The sequence below is a fragment of the Actinomadura madurae genome, assembly GCF_900115095.1.
In the GTDB taxonomy this organism is placed as follows: domain Bacteria; phylum Actinomycetota; class Actinomycetes; order Streptosporangiales; family Streptosporangiaceae; genus Spirillospora; species Spirillospora madurae.
This window is the reverse complement of the sequence record NZ_FOVH01000001.1, coordinates 461,266-482,243: the sequence shown is the minus strand read 5'-3', so window position 1 is coordinate 482,243 and position 20,978 is coordinate 461,266. Positions and strand designations below refer to the sequence as shown.

The following is a 20,978-nucleotide window of genomic DNA, read 5'->3' as shown; positions in this document are numbered from 1 at the left end:
ACCAACGGGGAGAAGGGGATGAGAAGGACACAGATCATCGGGGGCGCCCTGGTCGGGGCAGCCGTACTGGGTGCCGTCCCGGCCGGGACCGCGGCCTGGGCCGACGGCCCGGACACGCGGCGCCAGGCCTGCTGGACCGACGCGAAGATCGACGGCAGGCAATGGGTGAGGACGTTCGACAAGGCGTTCGCCAACCCGAACTACCTCAAGTGCGGGTCGCCCGTCGGCTACCTCTACCAGGGCGAGAACTACGTCTACTGCAAGAAGTGGGGCCAGGAGTACGACGGCAAGTACGGCACCAACCACTGGTGGCTCTACACCGACCTCGACCAGGGCGCCAAGCGCGGCTGGGTGTCGGCCTACTTCCTGACCGGGCCCGGCAACGGCGACGACAAGGCCGTGGACGTCAACGGCAAGACCATCCGGACCTGCTCGAAGGTCTACTGACACACGCGACGGGGAGAACATGAACAAGATCCGGATCGGGCTGCTGGCCGGCACGGTGGTGGCGGGGGCCATCACCGCGGCGGCCCCCTCGGCGGCCATGGCCGCGACGACCACCACCGGCACGTGCCCGAAGGGCGACGTGTGCGTCTGGAGCGGCAAGAACGCCACCGGCACCCGGTGCAACTGGACCGGCGACGACCCGGACTGGCAGGGCGGGTCCGTCCGGTGCCGGCCCTACGGGTTCAAGGTCAACACCATCTGGAACAACGGGTACACCAGCGACCCGTACCACTGGGTCCGCTTCTTCCACGGGGCGAACTACCGGAACGAGGTCTCCGACGCGGTCCCGGTCACCGCCAAGCCGATCAACGCCGGCAACGTGTCCATCCGCTCTCACAAGTGGGCGAAGTAGATGAAGAAGATCACCGTGGCCGCCATGGCCGCCGCCGGGCTCGCGACGCTCCTGACTCCCACCACGGCCCAGGCCGACGCCGCGTGGCAGGGCTCCTGCGCGAAGGGCGACTTCTGCGTCTGGAGCGACAAGAACGGCACGGGCATCAAGTGCGCCTGGACCGGCGACGACCCCGACTGGTACGGCGGCGACATCCGCTGCAACCCGAGGTTCTTCGTCGTCTCCTACTGGAACAACGGCTACACCGGCTCCTACAGCAAGGTGAAGGTGTACATGCAGGCGAACTACAAGCGCCACTGGGCCACCATCCCCGCCGGTAAGCGGGAGAGCCTCTGGGAAGGCCAGCCCTTGCGCTCCCACAGATGGGCGAACTGAGCAACACCAAAGGCCGCCGGGCTAGCGCCCGGCGGCCTTTCGCTTTCAGCAGGTACGAACACCCCGCGCGGGCCCCGACGTACGCCGCCACCGGAGCGCCCGCCCGCGCGGGCCGGCGCACGTCTGGGGCCGCGTCACGGGATCGTCCCGCAGGACGGCGGCGTGGACCTCCTGGAGCTCCCGGCCCGGCTCCAGGCCGAGCTCCTCGTCCAGGCTCCGGCGCCCCTCGTGGTAGACGTCGAGGGCCTCGCTCTGCCGCCCCGCCCGCGCCAGCGCGATCATCAGCAGGACCCGCAGCCGCTCCCGGAACGGGTGCTCCCCCACCGGCCCCATCAGCTCCCCGACGAGCTCCCGGTGACGCCCGAGGGCCAGCTCCACCTGCGCCGCCTCCTCCAGGGCGGTGAGCCGCAGCTCCTCCCACCGCAGCGCGCTCGCCTCGATCCCCGGACGGTCGAGGCCGGCGAGCACCGGGCCGTCCCACAGCCTCAGCGCGTCCTGGAACAGGTCCGCGGCCTCCGCCGGCCGCCCCGCCGCGACCGCCTCCCGCGCCCCGCCGATCAGCTCCTCCGCCGCCAGCGCGTCGATCGCACCGGCCTGCGCGGGGACCCGGTACCCGGGCCGGACGGTCTCGATCACATGATCGGCGCAGCCCGCGCACCGGAACGCCCGCCGCAGGCCGGACACCGCGATGGCGATCTGGGTCCGGGCGGACGCGGGCGGGCGGTCCCGCCAGACGACGTCCACGAGCCGGTCCACCGGCACCGGCCGGTCCGGCTCCAGCAGCAGCGCCGCGAGCACCAGCCGCGCCCGGTCGCCGCCGAGATCGACCGGCGTCCCGCGCACACCGGCCCGCAATGGACCCAAGATCTGGAAACTCACACCCTCGGTCACCCGTCGCGTCACCCTTTCCCTGGCGCTCACTGCCGTGGACGGTCGCGGGGTGCGGGGTACCCCAGAACCTTAGACAACGAGCCGCCGGAACGGTTCGTCCGGACGCCCTAAGACCTGTTCCGATCCGTTCAGAACAGAGAAACCGCAGGTCAGCACCGCCGGGTGATCGCGGGATCGGGAGCGCGCCCGACCCGCAGATCGGACGCGGGCACGTACCCCCAGGCGTCCAACTCGGGCATCCGGGTCGAGTGGTCCCCCTGCGTGTAGTACCAGATGTCGTTCCCGCCCGAATGCCGCTGGCCGCGCGTCCAGCAGATGAACCAGCTGGGATCGGTCTCCAGGACCGCGATCTCGCTACCGAACGCCGCCTTCTCGTACACCCCGACCCGCGGCCTGTTGGGACACTGGAACAGATCCCCCCACGTCCGCTTCATCCGCGTGTCCTTGACATTGCCGCTGACCCGCTGACACGACCCCGACCCGTCCCCTCCCGCAAGCAAGAAGACGCCGACGCCCACCACCAAGACCCCGACGAGCCCGCCCGCGTACCACCGCCACCAGCGGACTCCGGGGCCCGGCGGCACCTCGTCCGGCACCGAACCACGATCGACCACACCCCAATGCGAGATCCACCGCTCGACCTCGCTCTCCGGAGCGTCCTGACCGCGATAGCGCAGGCACGCCTCGACGAACCGGGCGGTGGCGGTCTCCGGCGGCCGGGTCAGCGGGTTCTTCCCGATCAGGTTCGACACCGCCGCGGGCGACAGCCCCGGCGACCGCGCGCACAGCGCCCGGTACTTGGGCCGTCCGCACCACTCGTACAGCGCGCGGAGCCGGGCGATGAACTCCGACCAGGTGTTCGCTTCTTCGGGAGCGGGCGGCGGGGGGTCGTCCTCAGCGGGCAAGTCTCACTCCTGCGGTCGAGCGGGGCCACACCCATTGTCACTACCCCACCACACCGCATCCCGAAGAACACGACAGGAAAGCGCAGAGTGCCCGCGCGCAGGCGTCAAGAAAGAAACCCAACCCCGAGAACACGCTCAAGAGCCACAACCGGAAGGGGGCGTGGGGGCGGAGCCCCCACATCGGGGGTCCGGGGGTCGCCCCCCGGAAGACACCGCGGCCCCGCGAAGACGAGGCAAAAGCCCGTCGAGTACACGCAGCCACCGCTCCCGCGATTGGACTCGAACCAATAACCTGCCGGTTAACAGCCGGCTGCTCTGCCGATTGAGCTACGCGGGATCGTGCGTCCGATGGGGTCGGGCCCCTGTCGGCGGGTCCTAGGTTAGCGCATGTGCGGAGGTGTTCGCGCACCGTTATGGATGGGGGCGGCGGCGGTGGGTATGGGGGTGTCACGATTCCGCCCGAGTGGGAGTTGGACATGAAGACCCGCATGATGTTCATGGCAGGAGCCGCGATCGGCTACGTCCTCGGGACGAAGGCCGGGCGCGAGCGGTACGAGCAGATGAAGCGGCTGTCGAAGCAGGTGTCGGAGAACCCGAACGTGCAGGAGGCCGCCGGGATGCTGCGGTCGAAGGGCGAGGAGTTCGCCGGGGCGGCGCGCGGCAAGGCGGGGCAGTTGAAGGAGCGGGTGCCCGAGCAGATGCCGGGGCGGCACAAGGCGGAAGAGGGCGAGCAGCCGCCCGTCTATCCCGGTTAGAGGCCGGTCTGGCGGCGCAGGTCCTCCAGGATCTGCTCGGCCTGGGCGCGCAGGCCCGGGTCGGCGGGGTCGAGCCCGGCGTCGAAGACGAACGTCCAGCGCACGTCGCCTCCGGCGGCCGGGCGCCGGCCGGCGATGCGCACCTTGCCGCCGGAGGGCAGGGTGGCGTGGTGGGTGACGGCGATGGTGGCGGTGACGCGTTCGCGGACGGTCTCGGGCACGGAGCCGGGGTCGGTGAGCCGGACGTGGTGCTCGGCGCCGCCGGAGGTCTCCTTGACGTGCAGCCAGCCGTCCTTCCAGGTGGCGTGGTCGACGCGTTCCCAGGGGATGCGGACGAAGCCGCCGGAGGGGGCGGGGACGTGCAGCGCGGTGACGGTGGCGACGACGTGGGAGCCGCCGCGGGTGGGGGCGGAGGCGAGGACGCGTTCGCCGCGTTCCAGTGTCAGCGTGCCGCGGAGCGCGGGCGGGAGGGGGCCCCGGAGTAGGCGCATGGGTCCACGGTAGGCGATCAGGCGGCCTGCGGGGCGCGCCGGGCGCCGAGGAGGTCCAGGACCAGCGCCGCCGACCAGGCGTAGTCGTGGCTGCCGCGGCCGGTGCCGTCGAACGGGTCGAAGAACTCGCGGAAGCCGGACTGGCGGACGAGCCGCATGGTGGAGCCGTAGAGCAGGTCGGCGACGACCGGGAGGTCGTGGCCGAGGGCGCCGTACCAGATGAGCCAGTTCGTGCTGATCCAGGTGGGGCCGCGCCAGTAGCCGGCGCGGTCGAACGCGGGGGCCTGGATGTCGCAGGTGGGGACGGGGTATCCGGCGGCGCCGGCGAAGCGGGCCGACAGGAGCAGGTCGACGAGGTTGCGGACGATCGGGGCGGGCAGCTCGGGGTCCAGCAGGGGGCCGAACGAGCCGGCGGTGATGACGGGCAGCAGCCGGCCGTCGCGCAGGTCGCGGGCGCGGAAGCAGCCGGTCTCGGCGTCCCAGAGGCGCTCCAGCATGGCCCGGTGGACGAGGTCGGCGCGCTCGCGGTGCGGGACGGGGTCGGCGCCGATGATGCAGGCGACCTCGGCGAGGGCGTGGGTGGACGCCAGGTAGGTGGCGTTGACGAGGGGGTCCTCGACGGCGAACGGGTGGGTGTCGCGCAGGTAGTCGGGCCGGTATCCGGCCTCCCGCATGAGGGCGACGAGCCACACGTAGCGGTCGTAGTCCTCGCCGGTCGGGAGCGCGTGGGTGCGCAGGCCGGGCGCGTAGGAGGACGGCGGGAGGCGGAGGGCGCCGAGGGGGCGGTCCCAGGCGGGGCTGTTGTCGAGGCCCGACTCCCACGGGTGGCAGATGGCGACGAGGCCGGTGGAGCCGAGGTCGCGGCAGCGGGTGAGGTAGCGGTGCTGGGCGTCCAGCTTCGGGTAGAGGTGCGCGAGGAACGCCCGGCTGGCCTCCAGGTCGGTGGCGCATTCGTGCAGGCGGAGGGCCGTGAGGGCGTGCAGGGGAGGCTGGGTGAGGCCGGAGGTCTGGACGCCGTGCGGGGCGTCCGGCTGCCGTTCGCTGTGCCACAGGTCCGGGCCCGGGAAGAACGCGTGCCGGTCGAGGGTCGTGTTGAACACGATGTGGGGGAGCATCCCGTCCGCCCACTGGCCGCGGAAGAGGGAGAGCAGCTCGGCCTCGGCCCGGTCGCGGCGGTGGCGGGCGAGCCCCATGCTGACGAAGGCCGAGTCCCAGCTCCACTGGTGCGGGTAGAGGCCGGGCGAGGCGGCGGTGGCGGTCCCGGTCCAGTTGGCGTCGAGGACCCGGGCCGCGGCGTTCCACAGCGCGGTCTCGTCGCCGGTGAGACGGGAGCTCATGTGGTCCAGGTGACCTCCTCCTGAAGCGAGAGGGGTTCACCGTGATTGTCGCCTCATAACGCGGCCGGGGCGACCCCTGGGCGTGCGTCGGTTGTCAACGGGGCGCCGGGGCGGGCCGTGATTAATTACGGCGTGGCCGCCCGTTCCAGCAGCCAGCGGGCGATCTCCTCGCCCGCGCGGATGCCGCGGGCGGCGGTGACGGCGGTGGCCGGGGACGTCCAGCCGGTGTCGTGCAGCTCGCCGTGGGCGGGACGGATCGAGCGGTCGGCGGCTTCGAGCAGGTCGATGTCGAGCAGCGAGTCGCCGGCCGCGAGCATGCCGGACGCGGCGGCGCGGCGGGCGGCCTCCGCCGCGGCGGCGGCCTTGGTCAGGCAGGCGGGCAGGCAGTAGACCTTGCGGCCTTGCAGGGACGTCCGCCAGCCGCGTTCGGCGCACCAGCCGGTGAGGTCCTCGACCCAGCCGGGCGGCAGCGAGGCCCGGTCGACGACGGTGTAGGCGAACAGGTCCGAGGCGGTGCGCCGCTTCAGGACGAAGTCGCCGCCGGACTGCGTGAGATGGTGCTGAACGTCCGAGAGCGGCGCGCACGCGTCCGCGACCCGGCTCCGGACGGCCGCGGCCCATTCGGGGTCTTCCCGGCCGTCCACGAGAAGATGGCCGCCGTTCGCGCAGATGGCGAACCGGGGCGGCTTGTCCAGGAGCTGCACGCGCCGGTACTGCTCAGGCGTGCGCGTCGTCGTGGGGACGAACGTGGCCGCCGTCGAGAGGGCCTCCAGCGTCCGTGCGGCGGCCTCCGTCATGTAGGAGAGGGGCGCGCCCTGGTAGAACTCGACGCACAGAAGGCGGGGCATGGTCTCGTCCTGGCCGTCCAGGGCGAAGGCGGCGGCCGAGTAGATGAGCGTGCGGTCGAGGTCCGCGCACACCAGGACGGTCACTGGGCGGCTCCCTTGCCGAACCGGGGATGGATGAGACCCATGCACGCGTAGGGGAACCGTCCGGGCTCGACCTCGTGGACGGGGACGCCGCGTTCACCGGCGAGCAGCCGGATGTGGGCCACCTCGGAGCCGGCGTCGGCGCGGACGAGGACCTTCCACGGGACGCGCCGCAGCAGCACCCGCGTCGTCTCCCCGATGCCGGGCTTGACCAGGTTCAGGTCGTCGATCCCTTCCGCCTCGGCGCAGCGGCGGACGGCCTCCCAGCCCGACCAGTCGGGCGTCCGGTCGGCCGCGAGGGCGTCCGGCAGGTCCTTCGCGACGGTCGCGGCCACGTCGCCGAACCGGGCGCACACCGTGTCGAGATACATCGCCGATACATCGTCGGAGGCCAGCTCGGCATAGAACTTCGCGCCGTGGAAGTCGCCGGGCCCGATCAGGTCGTCGTTGAGGACCGTCCGGCTCACCAGGCCCGACACCGTGGAGTTGAGGCACGCGGACGGGATCAGGAAGTCGTCCCGGGTGCCGTGCAGGGATGCGCACCGCCCCGGGTCCGCGAGGACGGCGAGGTCGGAGGCGAACGGGTGCGCGGCCAGGGCGGCGGTCAGCTCCCGCGTGATGGCGCCCTTGCCCGTCCAGCCGTCCACGAACATCACCGTCGCCGGATCGTGGTGCTCGGCGAGGTACCGCAGCGCGACGGTGTCGATCCCGCGGCCCCGGACGATGCTGACGGCGTAGTGCGGCAGGTCGAGGCCGTGCGCGAACCGGGCCCAGCGCCGCATCAGGATCCCGACGGGCGTGCCGGCGCGGGCGAGCGACACCAGGACGGCGTCCGGGCCCCGCTCGGCGAGGATCATCTCGGTGACCAGCCCCGTCGCGTGGGCGATCCGCCCGGCGGACGCCTCCAGCGCCTCGTGGAACAGCCTCCGGTACTCGGGACCCGGCTGGTATTCGACGGGCAGCGACTCGGCGTAGTGCGCACGCCCCGACTGGATGGCCGCCTCACGTTCCTCCGTGGGCGCTTCCAGACGCACATGCGAGAGGTCCTTGAGCAGCCATGTGACGTCCTCGGCCCGGTAGCTGCCGAAGGAGGGCCCGTGCAGCGGCTTCACGAGGCGCTCCTATAGGACGGGACGTTGGCGACCAGCACCGGCGCGAGCGCGCGCAGCCGTTCCAGGAGCCCTTCGGCGAGCGCCGGGGTGTCGCCGACGTCGTCCACCATGAACACGATCCGGTCGAACCCGCTCTGGCCGGTGCCAGGGGCGACGTTGTAGGCGTACCGCTCCCCCGGCCCGTCGGCTGGGTCGTCGTGTGCGGGAAAGGCCAGCCGCGTCCTGATGGCGTATCCGGCGTCGTCCACGGGCACGACGGGCGAGCGCGTGGTGGTCGAGTAGCGCACGTCCACGTCCGGAAGCGCGTCGGCGAGCGCCTCCGCGAGGCGCAGCGGCGCGTACATCAGTTCCTCGAAGCCCAGCACGAGCACGCGGGAGGCCTCGCCCCTGAACCGCGTCGCCAGGACGTCGGCCATCCGGGCGAGCTCCTTCTCCAGCCGTGCCCGGTGCTCCGGCAGGAACCCGTGCCGTCCTCCGTCCGGCAGCCCGGCGGGCCACTCCAGTGCGATCCGGGCGACCTCGAACCGCGGTCCGCCGTCGTCCCGCACGCTCGGAGGGAGGCCGGCGACGAGCGCCTTCCCGGCCTCCAGAAGGCCCTCGGGAAGCTCGACGTGCCCCCCGGCCAGCGCCACCGCGTCTATGCGCGTGCCCAGCCTGGCCGCGAGGTCGTCCATTCGGGCCCGGTCGGCGGCGCCGCGCAGGTCGACCAGGGCCGCCAGCACGTAGTGGCCCCTGGGACGGACGGCGTGCAGCGCCTCGATGGTGTTCAGCACCGTGCGTCCGGTGGAGAGCTCGTCGTCCACCAGCACCATCGGCACATCGCGGTCGAGCGCCGATCCGTCGGCGGGAAGCAGCAGATGGCTGGTGGCGTGGCTGTGCTCCTCCTCGAACCCCCCGTAGGTGGCGAACCCCTCGACGGGACGCCGCGTGGAGTGCAGGTAGTAGGCGCCGCCCAGAGCGTCCGCCACCGAGTGGCCCAGCGCCGTGGCCGTCTCGGCGTAGCCGAGCACGATCGCCTCCACCGGGATCCGCGGTTCGCGCATCAGGTCGCGAAGCCCGCGGGCCGCTCCGGCCTCGCCTCTCAGCGCGCCCGGGAGCAGCGGACCGGGACGGGACGGCTCCTCCCCGCGCAGCCGCGCACGCACGAGCTCGCCCAGCAACAGCCCCGACCCGTACACCAGACGGGGATCGGTCGGGACGTGCTTGCCCAGCACCGCCGAGACCAGCAGGTGCGCGCGCTTCGGGTTCCGGCGCACCGCGAGCCCCACGAGGGACGACAGGCCGGCCCCGCCCGCGCACGGGCCGTCCACGAGGCGCACCCCGAGACGCGACGCCACCCACGAGGCCGTCACGGGATGTCCGCCGCTTCCAGCAGCTCGACGAACGTGACGCCCTCCGCCGCCACCCCGAACACCCGGGCGCGCAGCATCAGCCGCTGCGCCCACGCGCGGTGCGGCTTCGCCTCGTTCATCTTGTTGGCGTACGAGCTGGCCATCGCCCCGCCCCCGGCGACGCCGAGGATGTCGGCGGCGTCGCAGTACTCCTCGTGGGTCACCACCGACAGCGCGTGGACGGCCGCGACATGGCTCGGGTGGATCACGGTCTTGCCGGTGAGGCCGTTGGCCTTGTCCAGGTGCACCTCGCGGATCAGCCCGTCCAGGTCGGAGGTGATCAGCCGCTGCCGCAGCGGCGCCGCCCGCTGCCGGTCGAACGGCGACTGCCGCAGCTGCGGCTTGAACATCCGCTCCCCCTGCGAGAAGTATTCCCACACGGGCCCGGTGACCACGTACCCCGTGCCGTCGGCGCGGCCGAGGATGTTGACCACGTCGCAGATCACACCGGCGACCGGCCGGATGTCGTAGATCGTCAGGTCGGGCGGCCGGCGCAGCCCGTACGCGGCGGACATGTCGGCCGCGCCGAGCCGGACGGCGACGATCCGCGACCGGTGCTTGGCGAGCAGCCGCGCCACATCGTGGAGCATTTCCGTGCGGGACTCGGCGTACACCGCGTCCGGGCTCTCGATCACCGGCATCGCCAGCAGCCGCAGCCCGGTGCGGGCGGCGGTGTCGGCCAGCGCGTCCAGGAACGCTCCACCGTGCGCCGCGGTGAACTTCGGCAGCACGAACCCGGTCACCAGCTCGGCGGCGCCGCCGAGCCGGTCGGCCAGGTCGCCGATCTGCCGGGGGTCGCGGACGCGGACGAACAGCAGCGGCACCTGCGCCCCGCGCGCGTGCAGCGCCCGGAACCGGGCGACGAGGTTGGCCTCGCCGACCGCGACCTCGTCGTCGCCGATCGCGTCCTCCAGGCACACGACCATGCTCATCACGCCCCGCCGCAGGGCGCGCTCGATGTTGGCGTCGAGGGCGGGCCGGGTCGCCGGGCAGTACAGCGTTGCACCGAGCGCCACCCCCAGCACCGCCGGGTCGTCGTGGCGGCCGAACGGGCGGGGGTGGCGGTAGAACAGGTGCTTACGACGCGCGGCGTCGATGTGCTCGAAATGCCGCATGGAGCCCGTCAGACGCCCGGGGTCACAGGTGCGTCGCCACGGCCGGCAGCAGGTGCTGGAACGTGCGGCCGGTCGCCGTCGCGCCGATCGCCGTCATCGACCAGCCCTGCCCGTCCCGCGCCACCTTGGCCATGATCTGCGCGTTGTGCTGGCCGGCGCCGCTCAGGTCGTAGCGGGCGATCTCCTGGCCGGTGCTCTCGTCCACCAGGCGGCAGAACGCGTTGGCGATCTGGGAGAAGTCCTGCCCGGTGAAGGAGTTCACCGTGAACACCAGCTGGGTGACGTTGGCCGGGACGTTCTGGAGGTCGACGTTGATGACCTCGTCGTCACCCTCGCCCTCGCCGGTCAGGTTGTCGCCGGTGTGCTGCACGGAGCCGTCCTTGCTGCGCAGTTGCCGGAACCACACCTGGTCGGCGAGGTTCCCGGCGGCGTCGAACAGCAGGCAGGACGCGTCCAGGTCGATGGACTGCGCCTTGCCCTTGCCGAACAGCCCCTTCTTGGGCACGGCGTCCCAGCCGAGCCCCATCTTGACGCGGGTGAGGGCGCCACCGCCGGGCTTGGCCAGCGATACCTTCTGCCCCTTCTGCAACGAGATTGACATCGGTCCGTCTCCTTTGATGATCGATGTGTGTCGCCGGGGTCTCGGTGGCCGGTCAGACGTTGCTGGAGTGCAGCTGCTTGTCGCCCTCGCCGCCGGCCGCCGGGCCGGAGGACTCCCCGCCCCCGTTCCGGTTGCGGACGACGGAGCTGGCGAACGCGGCGATGATCAGGCCGGCGCCCAGCCCGCCGGTGATCCATTCGGGCACGTGGTGGCCGATGCTGATCAGCATGCAGACCGCCAGGGCCCCGATCGCCCAGTGCGCGCCGTGCTCCAGGTACACGTACTCGTGCAGCGTGCCCTTGCGGACCAGGAACACCGTCAGCGACCGGATGTACATGGCGCCGATGCCGAGGCCCAGCGCGATGACGATGGGGTCGGTGCTGATCGCGAACGCGCCGATGACGCCGTCGAAGCTGAACGAGGCGTCCAGCACCTCCAGGTACAGGAAGAGGAAGAACCCGGCCTTGCCGGTGGCCAGCGCCAGCGAGCTCGGCCCGGACCGGCCGGCCTCGCCGTCCTCCTCGCCGGCCTCCTCCTCGTCGGGCTCGCTCGCCTCGGAGAACAGCTCCCCCAGCCCGTTGACGAGGATGTAGGTCACCATGCCGAGCACGCCGGCGATCATGACGTTGCCGGGGTCGTCGGCCGCCAGCCAGGCGACGAACGCCAGCGAGCCGCCCGCGACGACGACCGCCAGCTGGTCCAGCTTGCCGATGCGGGCGAGCGGCCGCTCCAGCCACGGCAGCCACTTGTCGGCGCGTTCCTCGAACACGAAGTCCAGGAACAGCATCATCAGGAACATGCCGCCGAACGCCGCGATCATCGGGTAGGCGTCGTTCATCAGCTCGTGGTAGCGGTGCGAGTCGTTGAGCGCCAGGTCGAACGCCTCGTAGGGGTTCAGCTTGGCGGTGATCCCGACGATCAGCAGCGGGAAGACCAGCCGCATGCCGAACACCGCGATCGCGATGCCGATCGTCAGGAAGATCTTCTGCCAGAAGGGGCTCATCCGGTCCAGCACCTTGGCGTTGACCACGGCGTTGTCGAACGAGAGGGAGATCTCCAGAACGGCCAGCACGGCGACCAGGGCCAGCCCGGTCGGCCCGTCGTACAGCAGGGCGAGGAGCAGGCCGACGGCCGTGACGCCGAAGGACCACCCGAAGGTGCGAAGAATCATGCGCGTATCTCTGCTAGAAGGACGGCCGGGCGTGGCGGCCGCGGTGCGGGGGCGTCGGCGGTCAGCCGACGTTCACGCCGAAGTCCATGGCGATGCCGGCGAGACCGGAGGCGTACCCCTGCCCGACGGCCCTGAACTTCCATTCACCGCCGTGCCGGTACAGCTCGCCGAAGACCATGGCGGTCTCGGTCGAGGCGTCCTCGGTGAGGTCGAAGCGGGCGAGCTCGTCGCCGTCGGTCCGGTTGACGATCCGGATGAAGGCGTTGCGTACCTGCCCGAAGCTCTGCTGCCGGTTGTCCGCGTCGTAGATCGAGACGGGGAAGACGATGCGCTCGCACTCGGGCGGCACCGCCCGCAGGTCGACGTTGATCGACTCGTCGTCGCCCTCGCCCTCACCGGTCAGGTTGTCACCGGTGTGCTCGACCGAGCCCTCCGGGCTCTTCAGGTTGTTGAAGAACACGAAGTGCTGGTCGGACATGACCTTGCCGGTGCTCGCGAGCATCAGCGCGGACGCGTCCAGGTCGAAGTCGGCACCCGTGGTGGCGCGCACGTCCCAGCCGAGGCCGACGGTGACTGCGGTGAGGTTGGGCGCGGCCTTCGTCAGTGAAACATTGCCGCCCTTGGCGAGTGAGACTCCCATGAACGGGCCTCTCCCTTCCTGCTGAACCTGATCAGATGTTGACGCCGAAGTCCATCGCGATGCCCGCCAGGCCGGACGCGTAACCCTGGCCGACCGCCCTGAACTTCCACTCGGTGCCGTTGCGGTACAGCTCGCCGAAGACCATCGCGGTCTCCATCGAGGCGTCCTCGGACAGGTCGTAGCGCGCCATCTCCGACCCGTCGGCCTGGTTCAGCACCCGGATGTAGGCGTTGCGGACCTGCCCGAAGTTCTGCCCGCGGCTGTCGGCGTCGTAGATGGACGCGGCGAACGCCACCCGCTCGGCCGCGGCCGGCATCGCCCCGAAGTTGACCTTGAGCTGCTCGTCGTCGCCCTCGCCGGCGCCGGTGGTGTTGTCGCCGGTGTGCTCGACGGCGCCGTCCGGCGTGCGAAGGTTGTTGAAGAACACGAAGTGCTGGTCGGTGATGATCTTGCCGGAGGCGTCCAGGACCATGGCGGAGGCGTCGAGGTCGAAATCGGACCCGGTGGTGGTGCGCAGGTCCCACCCGAGACCGACGGTCACCGCGGTCAGGCCGGGAGCCTGCTTGGTGAGCGATACGTTGCCGCCTTTGCTCAGGCTGACGGGCACGATGGGCCTCCAAGATCGCATGCCGAATCGGACGGACGCCGACCCGGCGCCCAGCCTTATCGACGTAGCAGCGATGCTATCCGTTCCATCCTTTGCGGAGCGATGGCGAACATCATTGTGCTAAGGCACCGCCGTCCGGCCGTCCGGCACCGGACCGGCCGCGCGCGTGCGCGCAACCTGACCCTTTTGCGCAAGACTGGGGCTGGGACGAAGGGAGGCTGCGTTGCGGGGACCGGGTGACCAGCGCCGCCGGGGCGGCCGCGGGGCGCAGGCGGCGGCCGGGGCGGTCGAGGCCAGGGAGGCGGCGGCCGCCGCCTTCTACGACATGGACCAGGCGCAGAAGTACATCGACGGCCGCGTCACCGTGTTCGAGGACCTGGACGCCGCGGCGGCCGCGCCCGCGCGGCGGGAGTTCGCCGGGCTGTCGGAGGCGGCCGACGCCGCGTCCGTCGCCTACATCTCCGTCCTGGACGCGCACGACCTCGATGACCGGGACCGGTCACCGGCCGAGTACGACGCGGCGCGGCGCGCGTTCGTCGCGTCCACCGAGCGGCTGCAGCAGATCACCCGGAACCTGAACGGCTTCGCCGAGCGCCTCGCCCCGCAGATGGCCCGGCTGGAGTCCGCCCTCGACCAGCTCCCGCCGCGGCTGGCCGCCGCCCGCGACGCGGTGGCCGCCGCCGACGCCGCCGTGGCCGCCGCGAAGGACGCCGGGATGGACGCCTCCGAGCCCGAGGCGGAACTGGAGCGCGCCAGGCAGGTCCTCGCGCAGCTCGGCTCGCAGGGGCTCGGCGGGCTCGGGCTGGACGGCGCCATCCGCAAGGCCGAGGAGGTCCGCGACATCGCCGAGCGGGCGCGCGAGGCCGCCGCGGAGCTGCCGCAGCTCGCGCAGAAGGTCCGCAACTCGCTCGCCTCCGTCCGGACGCGGGTGGACGTCGTCGCGAACCGCGTCGGGCCCGTCAAGGAGGCGATGCGGGTCCTCGTGCGCGGCTACTCGCAGGCCTGCTGGCAGGACCTGAAGGGCGCACCGGACTCCATCGAGGCGGCCGTCACCCGGGCCCGCGAGCGGCTGAACGAGGCGTCCGCGCACGCCGCCCGCACCGAGTGGAACCAGGCGCAGCGGGCGCTCACCGCGGCGCGCACCGAGCTGAACGCGGCCGACCGCAGGGCCGGCCAGGTCACCGGGCGGGTGGAGGAGCTGAAGGCGGTCGCCGAGGACCCGTCCAGGCCCGCCGAGGGCGTGCGGTTCGCGGTGCGGGACGCGCAGCGGCTCGCGATGGCGCAGCCCGGAGGGCCGGCACCCCAGCACGTCCGGGTCCTCGACTCGCTCGTCGAACGGCTGGAGAACGCGCCGAACCGGCTCACCGGAGCCCACCCGGACTACTGGGCCTACCTCCAGGAGCTGGAGTCCATAAAGACGGCCGCCGGCGACGTGGTGACGCGTATCCGAGCCGAACGTGCCGGGCAGGGGTGACCGCTAGGCGAACAGCGTGTCTAGGTGAACAGCGTGTCGCCCCAGTGGCCGCCCTCGCCGACGCCGGGCGGGCACGCGTAGACGCCCGATCCGACGTGCTGGATGTACTCGTTGAGCGCGTCCGCCGCCAGCGAGTTCTGGATCCGGATGAAGCCCGTGCGCGGGTCGCGCTGGAAGGCGATGAAGAACAGGCCCGCCTCCAGCCGCCCGAGGCCGTCCGACCCGTCGGTGAACGAGTAGCCGCGCCGCAGGATCCGCGACCCCCGGTTGCTCTCGGGATGGGCGAGCCGGACGTGCGCGTCCGGCTTCATCCGCGCCAGGACCGGCTTGTCGCGCTCCTTGCGCTCCCCCACGGGCGCGCCCTCGCCCTTGCTCCGGCCGAAGATGTCCTCCTGCTCGCGCAGCGACGTCCGGTCCCAGGTCTCGATGTGCATGCGGATCCGGCGGGCGACGAGGTAGGAGCCGCCCGCCATCCACTCGGCGCCCTCGCCCTTGCCCGCCCACACGTGCTCGTCGAGCAGCGCCCCGTCGTCCCCGCCGATGTTGTCGGTGCCGTCCTTGAACCCGAACAGGTTGCGCGGGGTCTGCGCGTCCGGCGTCGTGGAGGAGGTCTTGCCGAACCCGAGCTGCGACCACCGGACCGCCACCACGCCGAAGCCGATGCGGGCCAGGTTCCGGATGGCGTGCACCGCGACCTGCGGGTCGTCGGCGCACGCCTGCACGGCGATGTCCCCGCCGCTGCGGGCGGGGTCGAGGTCGTCGCCCGGGAAGTGCGGCAGGTCGACCAGGGCGGGCGGGCGGCGCGCCTTGATCCCGAAGCGGTCCTTCCCGTCCTTCTCGAACAGCGTCGGGCCGAACCCGATCGTCAGCGTGAGCCGGGACGGCGGCAGCCCGAGCGCCTCGCCGGTGTCGTCCGGCGGCGCCACCGGGACCCCGCCCACCGCGCCGTCGCCGACGGGCCGGCCGGCGGTCATGGCGGCGGCCGCGTCCGTCCACTCCCTCAGCATGCGCACGAGCCGGTCGCGGTCGCCGGTCGTGACGTCGAACGCCGCGAAGTGCAGCCGGTCCTGGACGGGGGTGGCGATGCCCGCCTGGTGCGCGCCGCGGAACGCGACCGCGGCCCCCGCCCCGGCGTCCTCGCCGGCGGAGGCGACCCGGTCGACCCCGGCCCCGGCGGCGGCGCCGGCGAGCAGGCTCACGCCGGAGAAGCCGAGCATCCTGCGCCGGGACATCCCCGGCCGCGACGCGGTCCCGTCGCCGGTCATCTCGCCACCGCCCTCTCGGCCCGCTACTTCGCCACGACCTCGGCGAGCTTGGACAGGGGCTCGCCCAAAGCGTTCACCGCGTCGGCCAGCTCCTTGCGGTCGTCCTTGCCGACCTTGTCGTAGGAGACGTAGCCGTCGCCCTTCGCGTGCTTCTTCAGCAGCGCGTCGACCTTGGCGAAGTTGGCGTCGAGGTCCCCGGCGAGCTGCGCGTCGCGCTCCTGGACGACCGGCTTGAGCAGCTCGTAGATCTTCCTGGCGCCGTCGACGTTGGCCTTGAAGTCGACGAGGTCGGTGTGGCTGAACGCCTCCTCCTCGCCGGTGACCTTGCCGGTGGCGACCTCGTCCAGCAGCTCCTTCGCCCCGCCGGCCATGTCGTTGACCGGGTCGAGGGTGAGGCCCGGAAGCCGCGACTTGAGCTCTTCCAGGTCCTTCAGCAGCCGGTCGCCGTACTTCTCCTTGCCCTTGACCGAGCCGTCCTTCCAGAGGGCCTTCTCCAGCAGGTGCCAGCCGGACCAGTCCTTCTTCTCCTCCGGCTTCAGGTCGGCCTCGCGGGCGTCGACCTTCGGGTCGATGTCGCCGAACTTCTCGGCGACGGGCTCGATCGTCTCCCACCCGACGCGGGACGGCGCGTACAGCTCCTTGGCCTTCGGGACGTCGCCGGCCTTGACCGCGTCCACGAACGTCCGGGTCTTGGCGAGGGTGTCGTCGAGCCGCGCGATGACGAAGGTCTTGTAGTCGGCGGCGGCCTTGTCGAGCCGCTGGTCGCCGCCGCCCGCGGAGGCGCCGGTGACCGTGACGTTCTGGGACGGGCCCTTGCCCGTCTGCCCGGCGCTGCACAGCATCCTGTACTGCCCGGCGGGCAGGTTCACGACGAAGTCGACGCTGGTCCCCGGGCCGATGTTCTCCCGCTCGGCGAGGATCTTGCCGTCCGGCTTCAGGACCTCGAACTCGTTGACCTTCGAGCCCTCGTTGGTGACCTTGAAGGTGGTCTTGCCCGCGGGAAGGTCGGTCTTGGCCACCTCGCAGGTGTCGTCGGTGGCCTTGACGGCGATGGCGCCCGCCGCGTCCGCCTCGTCCCCGCCACCGCCGCACGCCGCCAGGAGGGACATCGACACCGCGGCGGCGCCGGCGAGTGCGAGAACGGAGACAGGACGCATGAGGGACTCCAGGGGCGTGCAATTTGGTTAGGCAAACCTAAATTAGCGCTGCCCCGGCTCACCAGGTCAAGCGCCCCCGCGACAGTGCGTCCTCGCTCGTCGCGGATCCTGGAGGAGGGTGTCAGCGCGGCCGGTCGTGCAGGCCCATCGTGAGGTTGCGGGCGACCATCGGCGGACCGCCGGCCTGCGGCTCCCCGTACGGCGGGAGCTGGCCCTGCTGCTGCGGCGGCTGCTGCTGGTACTGGGGCGCCTGCTCGCGCTGCTGCGCCGCGGGCTCGGCCCACACGGCCGTCCCGTACGCGCACACCTCGAAGCCGCCGCCCACCGCGGCGGTGTCGTACCGCATGCCGACCACCGTGTTCGCGCCCTTGCGGCGGGCCTCCTCGCCGAGCCGCTCCACCGCCTCCCGGCGCGCCGCGGCGAGGCTCACGCCCGGCTGCTCCCCGGTCACCCGGAACGTCGCACTGCTGCCGCCCTGCCCGGGGGCGGGCGCGCCGCCCTGAGCCGCCTGCACGGCCGTCCCGAGGACCTCCCCGAGCACGCTCCTGATCTCGTACCCCGCCACGCCATCAGTCGTCACGATCAGCATGACCACCACGGTAGGACACGGTACGGACGAAATGCGACGCAATGACCAGATGACCAGGCACGGACACGGGCGAGGTCCTCCCGGCCCGCCGGCCGGGAGGACGCCCGTCAGTCGAGGTACTCCCGGAGCATCTGCGCGCGCGAGGGGTGACGCAGCTTCGCCAGGGTCTTGGACTCGATCTGGCGGATCCGCTCCCTCGTCACGCCGAACTCCCGGCCGACCTCCTCCAGCGTGCGCGGATGCCCGTCGGTCAGGCCGAAGCGCAGCTGGATGATGCGCTGCTCCCGGTCCGACAGGGTGCCGAGGATGTCCTCCAGCTGGTCCTGCAGGAGGATGAACGCTGCGGCCTCGATCGGGACCACCGCGTCCGCGTCCTCGATGAAGTCGCCGAGGTCGGAGTCCTCCTCGCCGATCGGCGACTGCAGCGACACCGGCTCCTGGGCGATCCGCTGGATCTCCACGACCCGGACGGGCGACAGGCCCATCTCCAGGCCGATCTCCTCGGGGCTGGGCTCGCGGCCGAGGTCCTGGTGCATCTGGCGCTGCACCCGGACCAGCTTGTTGATAGTCTCCACCATGTGGACCGGGATCCGGATCGTCCGGGCCTGGTCGGCGATCGCCCGGGTGATCGCCTGCCGGATCCACCAGGTGGCGTAGGTCGAGAACTTGAACCCTTTCGTGTAGTCGAACTTCTCGACCGCGCGAATCAGTCCGAGATTTCCCTCCTGGATGAGGTCGAGGAAGAGCATCCCCCGGCCCACGTAGCGTTTCGCGATCGAGACCACCAGCCGCAGGTTGGCCTCGATCAGGCGTTGCTTCGCCCGCATCCCCTCGCGGGAGAGCAGTTCGAGGTCGATCAGCTCGCCGCGGGCGAGGACGGCGGTACGCGCCATCTTCTCCTCGGCGAACAGTCCCGCCTCGATCGATTTCGCGAGTTCTACTTCATCTTCTGCCGTGAGAAGCGGTACGCGACCGATCTCTCTCAGGTAGATCCGAACCAGGTCGCTCGTCGGCGCCCGCTTGCCGAGGTCTCCCTCATCCGCTCGCGCGACGTCCTCGGTCTCCTGCTGAGACTCGAGAACCTCCACCCCCTGCTCTGCGAGCATCCGGACGACCCTTTCCAGGGAGTCGTCCGGCAAGTCCGAGCGATCGAGCGCGGCAGCGACGTCCTCGACGGTCACACCGCCGCGTTCTCTGCCACGTGCGACGAGGTCCGCCACCTGATCAACCGATGGCGCCTCGCTTGGCAGCACCGAAGGGCCCACGCAGACAGTCTGCGTCAAATGGAGCCAAGATCACAGGACCCATTTTTGCGTCCGTTGACCTACTGCGCCCCAAGCCCTCTCTCACGCAACACCCGTCGCTGCCGCTCAAGTGCGACAAGGTCGCCGAACAGCTTCTTGTACTCGTCGGCGGCCTCGACCGGATTCAGCCGCCCGAGTTTAGATTTCGCGTCGGCGATCATGCGGGTGAGCTGGCGTTCCTGTATTCGGGCCAGCAGCTCCGCCGCATAACGGTCGTCCGATTCCTGGACGGCCCGGACCGGCTCCACCCCGAGCTTGGTGATCAGATCCCTGACCTGGTCGTTCGGCGCGCGCTCCAGGAGCAGCGCGACCCACTCCGCGACGTTCCCGGCCGCCGTCACGCCGCCGGCCGCGGCGATCACCGCCCGCACCGCCGCGTGCGGCGGGGCGAGGAACGCCTCCGCCGGAACCTCCTCGAACCCCGGCCCGAGCAGCGCCGGGTGCTGGACGGCCAGTTTCAGCAGCTCACGCTCGCGCTGGACCTCGGGGTCGGCCGGGTCGAACGCCGGACGCGGCGGCGCCGCCGGCTCGCCGGCCGGCCCGTTGCGCCCGTCGCGCCCGTTCCGGCCGCGGCCGCTCCCGTCCTGGGGGCGGCCGTTCCCGTTCTGCGCACGGCCGTTTCCGGCCTGCGGGCGGCCGTTTCCGGCCTGGGGGCGGCCGTGCCGGCGGGCGGCGAGCTCCCGGACGCGGCTCAGCACGAACTGTTCGTCCATGATGCCGAGCCAGCGGTCCAGGTTGACCGCGTACATGTGCCGGCGGGAGCGGTCCTTGATGGCGGCGACCACCGGGGCCGCCGCGTCCAGCGCGCCCAGCCGCCCCTCGACCGTGTCGAGGTCGTACTGCTCGATCGTGCTGCGCACCGCGAACTCGAACAGCGGCAGCCGGGAGGCCACCAGGTCGCGCACCGCCGCGTCGCCGTGCCGGATCCGCAGGTCGCACGGGTCGAGCCCGTCCGGCTGGACGGCCACGAACGTCTGCGAGACGAACTTCTGCTCGTCGTCGAACGCGCGCAGCGCCGCCTTCCGCCCGGCCGCGTCGCCGTCGAAGGTGAAGATCACCTCGCCGCGGAACTCGTCCTGGTCCATCAGCAGCCGGCGCAGCACCTTGATGTGGTCGTCGCCGAACGCCGTCCCGCTGGTGGCGATCGCCGTCGGGACGCCCGCCAGGTGGCAGGCCATCACGTCGGTGTAGCCCTCGACGACCACGGCCTGCCGCCGCCGCGCGATCTCCTTCTTCGCGAGGTCGGCCCCGTACAGCACCGACCCCTTGTGGAACAGCGGCGTCTCCGGGGTGTTCAGGTACTTGGGGCCGTCGTCGTCCTCGTAGAGCCTGCGGGCGCCGAAGCCGATGACGTCGCCGGACAGGTCGCGGATCGGCCACATCAGCCGGCCGCGGAACCGGTCCATCGGGCCACGGCGGCCCTCCTTCGCGAGGCCGCCGGCGACGATGTCGCGGTCGGCGAAGCCGCGTCCGCGCAGGTGCCGGACCAGGCCCTCCCACTCGCGGGGGGCGAAGCCGACGCCGAAGCGCGCGGCGTCGGCCTGCTCGAAGCCGCGCTCGGCCAGGAACGTCCGGCCGATCATGCCCTCGGGCGAGGCGAGCCGCTCCGCGTAGTACTCGGCGGCGGCCTTGTGCGCCTCGATGAGCCGGGCGCGCTGACCGCCGTCGTGCCGGGGGCCGCGCCCGCCGTCCTCCTCGTAGCGCAGCTGGATCCCGGCCTGGACGGCGAGCCGCTCCACCGACTCGCTGAAGGACAGGTGCTCGATCTCCTGGACGAACTTGATGACGTCGCCGCCCGCCTCGCAGCCGAAGCAGAAGTACAGCCCGCGCGAGGGCGTCACGTTGAACGAGGGCGACTTCTCGTCGTGGAACGGGCAGAGGCCCTTGAGGTTGCCGCCGCCCGCGCTGCGCAGCTGCAGGTACTCGCCGATCACGTCGGCGATGGACGAGCGCTCCCGCACGAGCGCGATGTCCTCATTGCGAATCCGGCCTGCCACGACCAAGGAGTCT

At 71.8% G+C, this 20,978-nt stretch carries 22 protein-coding genes and 1 tRNA gene; 5 read left to right on the top strand and 18 right to left on the bottom strand.

Going from position 1 to position 20,978, the window contains the following annotated elements; genetic code table 11:
• Positions 1-18 precede the first annotated feature (18 nt).
• The 3 genes from BM339_RS02305 to BM339_RS02295 are packed head-to-tail and all read left to right on the top strand — an operon-like array spanning position 19 to position 1,234.
• Positions 19-447, top strand: a complete 429-nt coding sequence (locus BM339_RS02305) for a hypothetical protein (protein ID WP_075019765.1) — start codon at positions 19-21, stop codon at positions 445-447.
• 19 nt (positions 448-466) lie between these two features.
• Positions 467-859 carry a peptidase inhibitor family I36 protein gene (locus BM339_RS02300; RefSeq protein ID WP_021596604.1) on the top strand — a complete coding sequence of 131 codons (393 nt, stop codon included), beginning with the start codon at positions 467-469 and terminating at the stop codon, positions 857-859.
• Positions 860-1,234 carry a peptidase inhibitor family I36 protein gene (locus BM339_RS02295; protein WP_075019764.1) on the top strand — a complete coding sequence of 125 codons (375 nt, stop codon included), beginning with the start codon at positions 860-862 and terminating at the stop codon, positions 1,232-1,234.
• A gap of 45 nt (positions 1,235-1,279) precedes the next feature.
• Here BM339_RS02295 and BM339_RS02290 read toward each other — a convergent pair whose 3' ends face one another.
• The 3 genes from BM339_RS02290 to BM339_RS02280 all read right to left on the bottom strand — a co-directional run bounded on the left by BM339_RS02290 (position 1,280) and on the right by BM339_RS02280 (position 3,367).
• Positions 1,280-2,125, bottom strand: coding sequence for an AfsR/SARP family transcriptional regulator (locus tag BM339_RS02290; protein WP_177287608.1), 846 nt, complete (start codon positions 2,123-2,125; stop codon positions 1,280-1,282).
• A 149-nt stretch (positions 2,126-2,274) separates the two neighbouring features.
• Positions 2,275-3,030, bottom strand: coding sequence for a hypothetical protein (locus BM339_RS02285; RefSeq protein ID WP_075019762.1), 756 nt, complete (start codon positions 3,028-3,030; stop codon positions 2,275-2,277).
• Between the two features lie 264 nt (positions 3,031-3,294).
• A tRNA-Asn gene (locus BM339_RS02280) sits at positions 3,295-3,367 on the bottom strand.
• 139 nt (positions 3,368-3,506) lie between these two features.
• Between BM339_RS02280 and BM339_RS02275 the strand changes: the two genes are divergently transcribed.
• Entirely contained in the window at positions 3,507-3,785 is a 279-nt protein-coding gene (locus BM339_RS02275; RefSeq protein WP_024936001.1) for a YtxH domain-containing protein, read from the top strand.
• On the opposite strand, the gene BM339_RS02270 is transcribed toward BM339_RS02275, so the two are convergent.
• The 10 genes from BM339_RS02270 to BM339_RS02225 all read right to left on the bottom strand — a co-directional run bounded on the left by BM339_RS02270 (position 3,782) and on the right by BM339_RS02225 (position 13,179).
• A complete protein-coding gene (locus BM339_RS02270) occupies positions 3,782-4,276 on the bottom strand; it encodes a hypothetical protein (protein ID WP_021596599.1) in 495 nt (164 codons plus the stop codon). The genes BM339_RS02275 and BM339_RS02270 overlap by 4 nt on opposite strands.
• 17 nt (positions 4,277-4,293) lie before the next feature.
• A complete protein-coding gene (locus tag BM339_RS02265) occupies positions 4,294-5,613 on the bottom strand; it encodes an MGH1-like glycoside hydrolase domain-containing protein (protein ID WP_021596598.1) in 1,320 nt (439 codons plus the stop codon).
• A gap of 125 nt (positions 5,614-5,738) precedes the next feature.
• Positions 5,739-6,545: an HAD family hydrolase gene (locus tag BM339_RS02260; protein ID WP_083597195.1), complete on the bottom strand. Its 807-nt coding sequence runs from the start codon at positions 6,543-6,545 to the stop codon at positions 5,739-5,741.
• Positions 6,542-7,654: a cysteine protease StiP family protein gene (locus BM339_RS49555; protein WP_021596596.1), complete on the bottom strand. Its 1,113-nt coding sequence runs from the start codon at positions 7,652-7,654 to the stop codon at positions 6,542-6,544. The genes BM339_RS02260 and BM339_RS49555 overlap by 4 nt, the downstream gene beginning before the upstream one ends.
• Positions 7,651-9,006: a phosphoribosyltransferase family protein gene (locus tag BM339_RS49550; RefSeq protein WP_075019760.1), complete on the bottom strand. Its 1,356-nt coding sequence runs from the start codon at positions 9,004-9,006 to the stop codon at positions 7,651-7,653. Before BM339_RS49550 ends, BM339_RS49555 begins: the two co-directional genes overlap by 4 nt.
• Positions 9,003-10,160, bottom strand: a complete 1,158-nt coding sequence (locus BM339_RS02245; RefSeq protein WP_075019759.1) for an HpcH/HpaI aldolase/citrate lyase family protein — start codon at positions 10,158-10,160, stop codon at positions 9,003-9,005. Before BM339_RS02245 ends, BM339_RS49550 begins: the two co-directional genes overlap by 4 nt.
• Before the next feature lie 22 nt (positions 10,161-10,182).
• Positions 10,183-10,761, bottom strand: a complete 579-nt coding sequence (locus BM339_RS02240) for a TerD family protein (protein WP_021596593.1) — start codon at positions 10,759-10,761, stop codon at positions 10,183-10,185.
• Positions 10,762-10,813: 52 nt separating this feature from the next.
• A complete protein-coding gene (locus tag BM339_RS02235; protein WP_075019758.1) occupies positions 10,814-11,932 on the bottom strand; it encodes a DUF475 domain-containing protein in 1,119 nt (372 codons plus the stop codon).
• A 61-nt stretch (positions 11,933-11,993) separates the two neighbouring features.
• Positions 11,994-12,572 carry a TerD family protein gene (locus tag BM339_RS02230; protein ID WP_021596591.1) on the bottom strand — a complete coding sequence of 193 codons (579 nt, stop codon included), beginning with the start codon at positions 12,570-12,572 and terminating at the stop codon, positions 11,994-11,996.
• A 31-nt stretch (positions 12,573-12,603) separates the two neighbouring features.
• On the bottom strand, positions 12,604-13,179 hold the full coding sequence (locus BM339_RS02225) for a TerD family protein (protein WP_021596590.1): 576 nt from the start codon (positions 13,177-13,179) through the stop codon (positions 12,604-12,606).
• Positions 13,180-13,402: 223 nt separating this feature from the next.
• Between BM339_RS02225 and BM339_RS02220 the strand changes: the two genes are divergently transcribed.
• Entirely contained in the window at positions 13,403-14,653 is a 1,251-nt protein-coding gene (locus BM339_RS02220; protein WP_021596589.1) for a hypothetical protein, read from the top strand.
• Positions 14,654-14,673: 20 nt separating this feature from the next.
• Here the strand turns inward: BM339_RS02220 and efeB are convergent, their stop codons facing one another.
• From efeB to dnaG, 5 genes are all read right to left on the bottom strand, one after another.
• Entirely contained in the window at positions 14,674-15,918 is a 1,245-nt protein-coding gene (gene efeB, locus BM339_RS02215; protein ID WP_024936002.1) for an iron uptake transporter deferrochelatase/peroxidase subunit, read from the bottom strand.
• A 23-nt stretch (positions 15,919-15,941) separates the two neighbouring features.
• On the bottom strand, positions 15,942-17,075 hold the full coding sequence (gene efeO, locus BM339_RS02210; RefSeq protein WP_021596636.1) for an iron uptake system protein EfeO: 1,134 nt from the start codon (positions 17,073-17,075) through the stop codon (positions 15,942-15,944).
• 121 nt (positions 17,076-17,196) lie between these two features.
• On the bottom strand, positions 17,197-17,664 hold the full coding sequence (locus tag BM339_RS02205; protein WP_021596635.1) for a YbjQ family protein: 468 nt from the start codon (positions 17,662-17,664) through the stop codon (positions 17,197-17,199).
• A 107-nt stretch (positions 17,665-17,771) separates the two neighbouring features.
• Positions 17,772-18,917 (bottom strand): RNA polymerase sigma factor RpoD, encoded by a 1,146-nt coding sequence (gene rpoD, locus BM339_RS02200; RefSeq protein ID WP_033333009.1) that lies wholly within the window; start codon positions 18,915-18,917, stop codon positions 17,772-17,774.
• Positions 18,918-18,988: 71 nt separating this feature from the next.
• Positions 18,989-20,965: a DNA primase gene (gene dnaG, locus BM339_RS02195; protein ID WP_075019757.1), complete on the bottom strand. Its 1,977-nt coding sequence runs from the start codon at positions 20,963-20,965 to the stop codon at positions 18,989-18,991.
• Positions 20,966-20,978 lie beyond the last annotated feature (13 nt).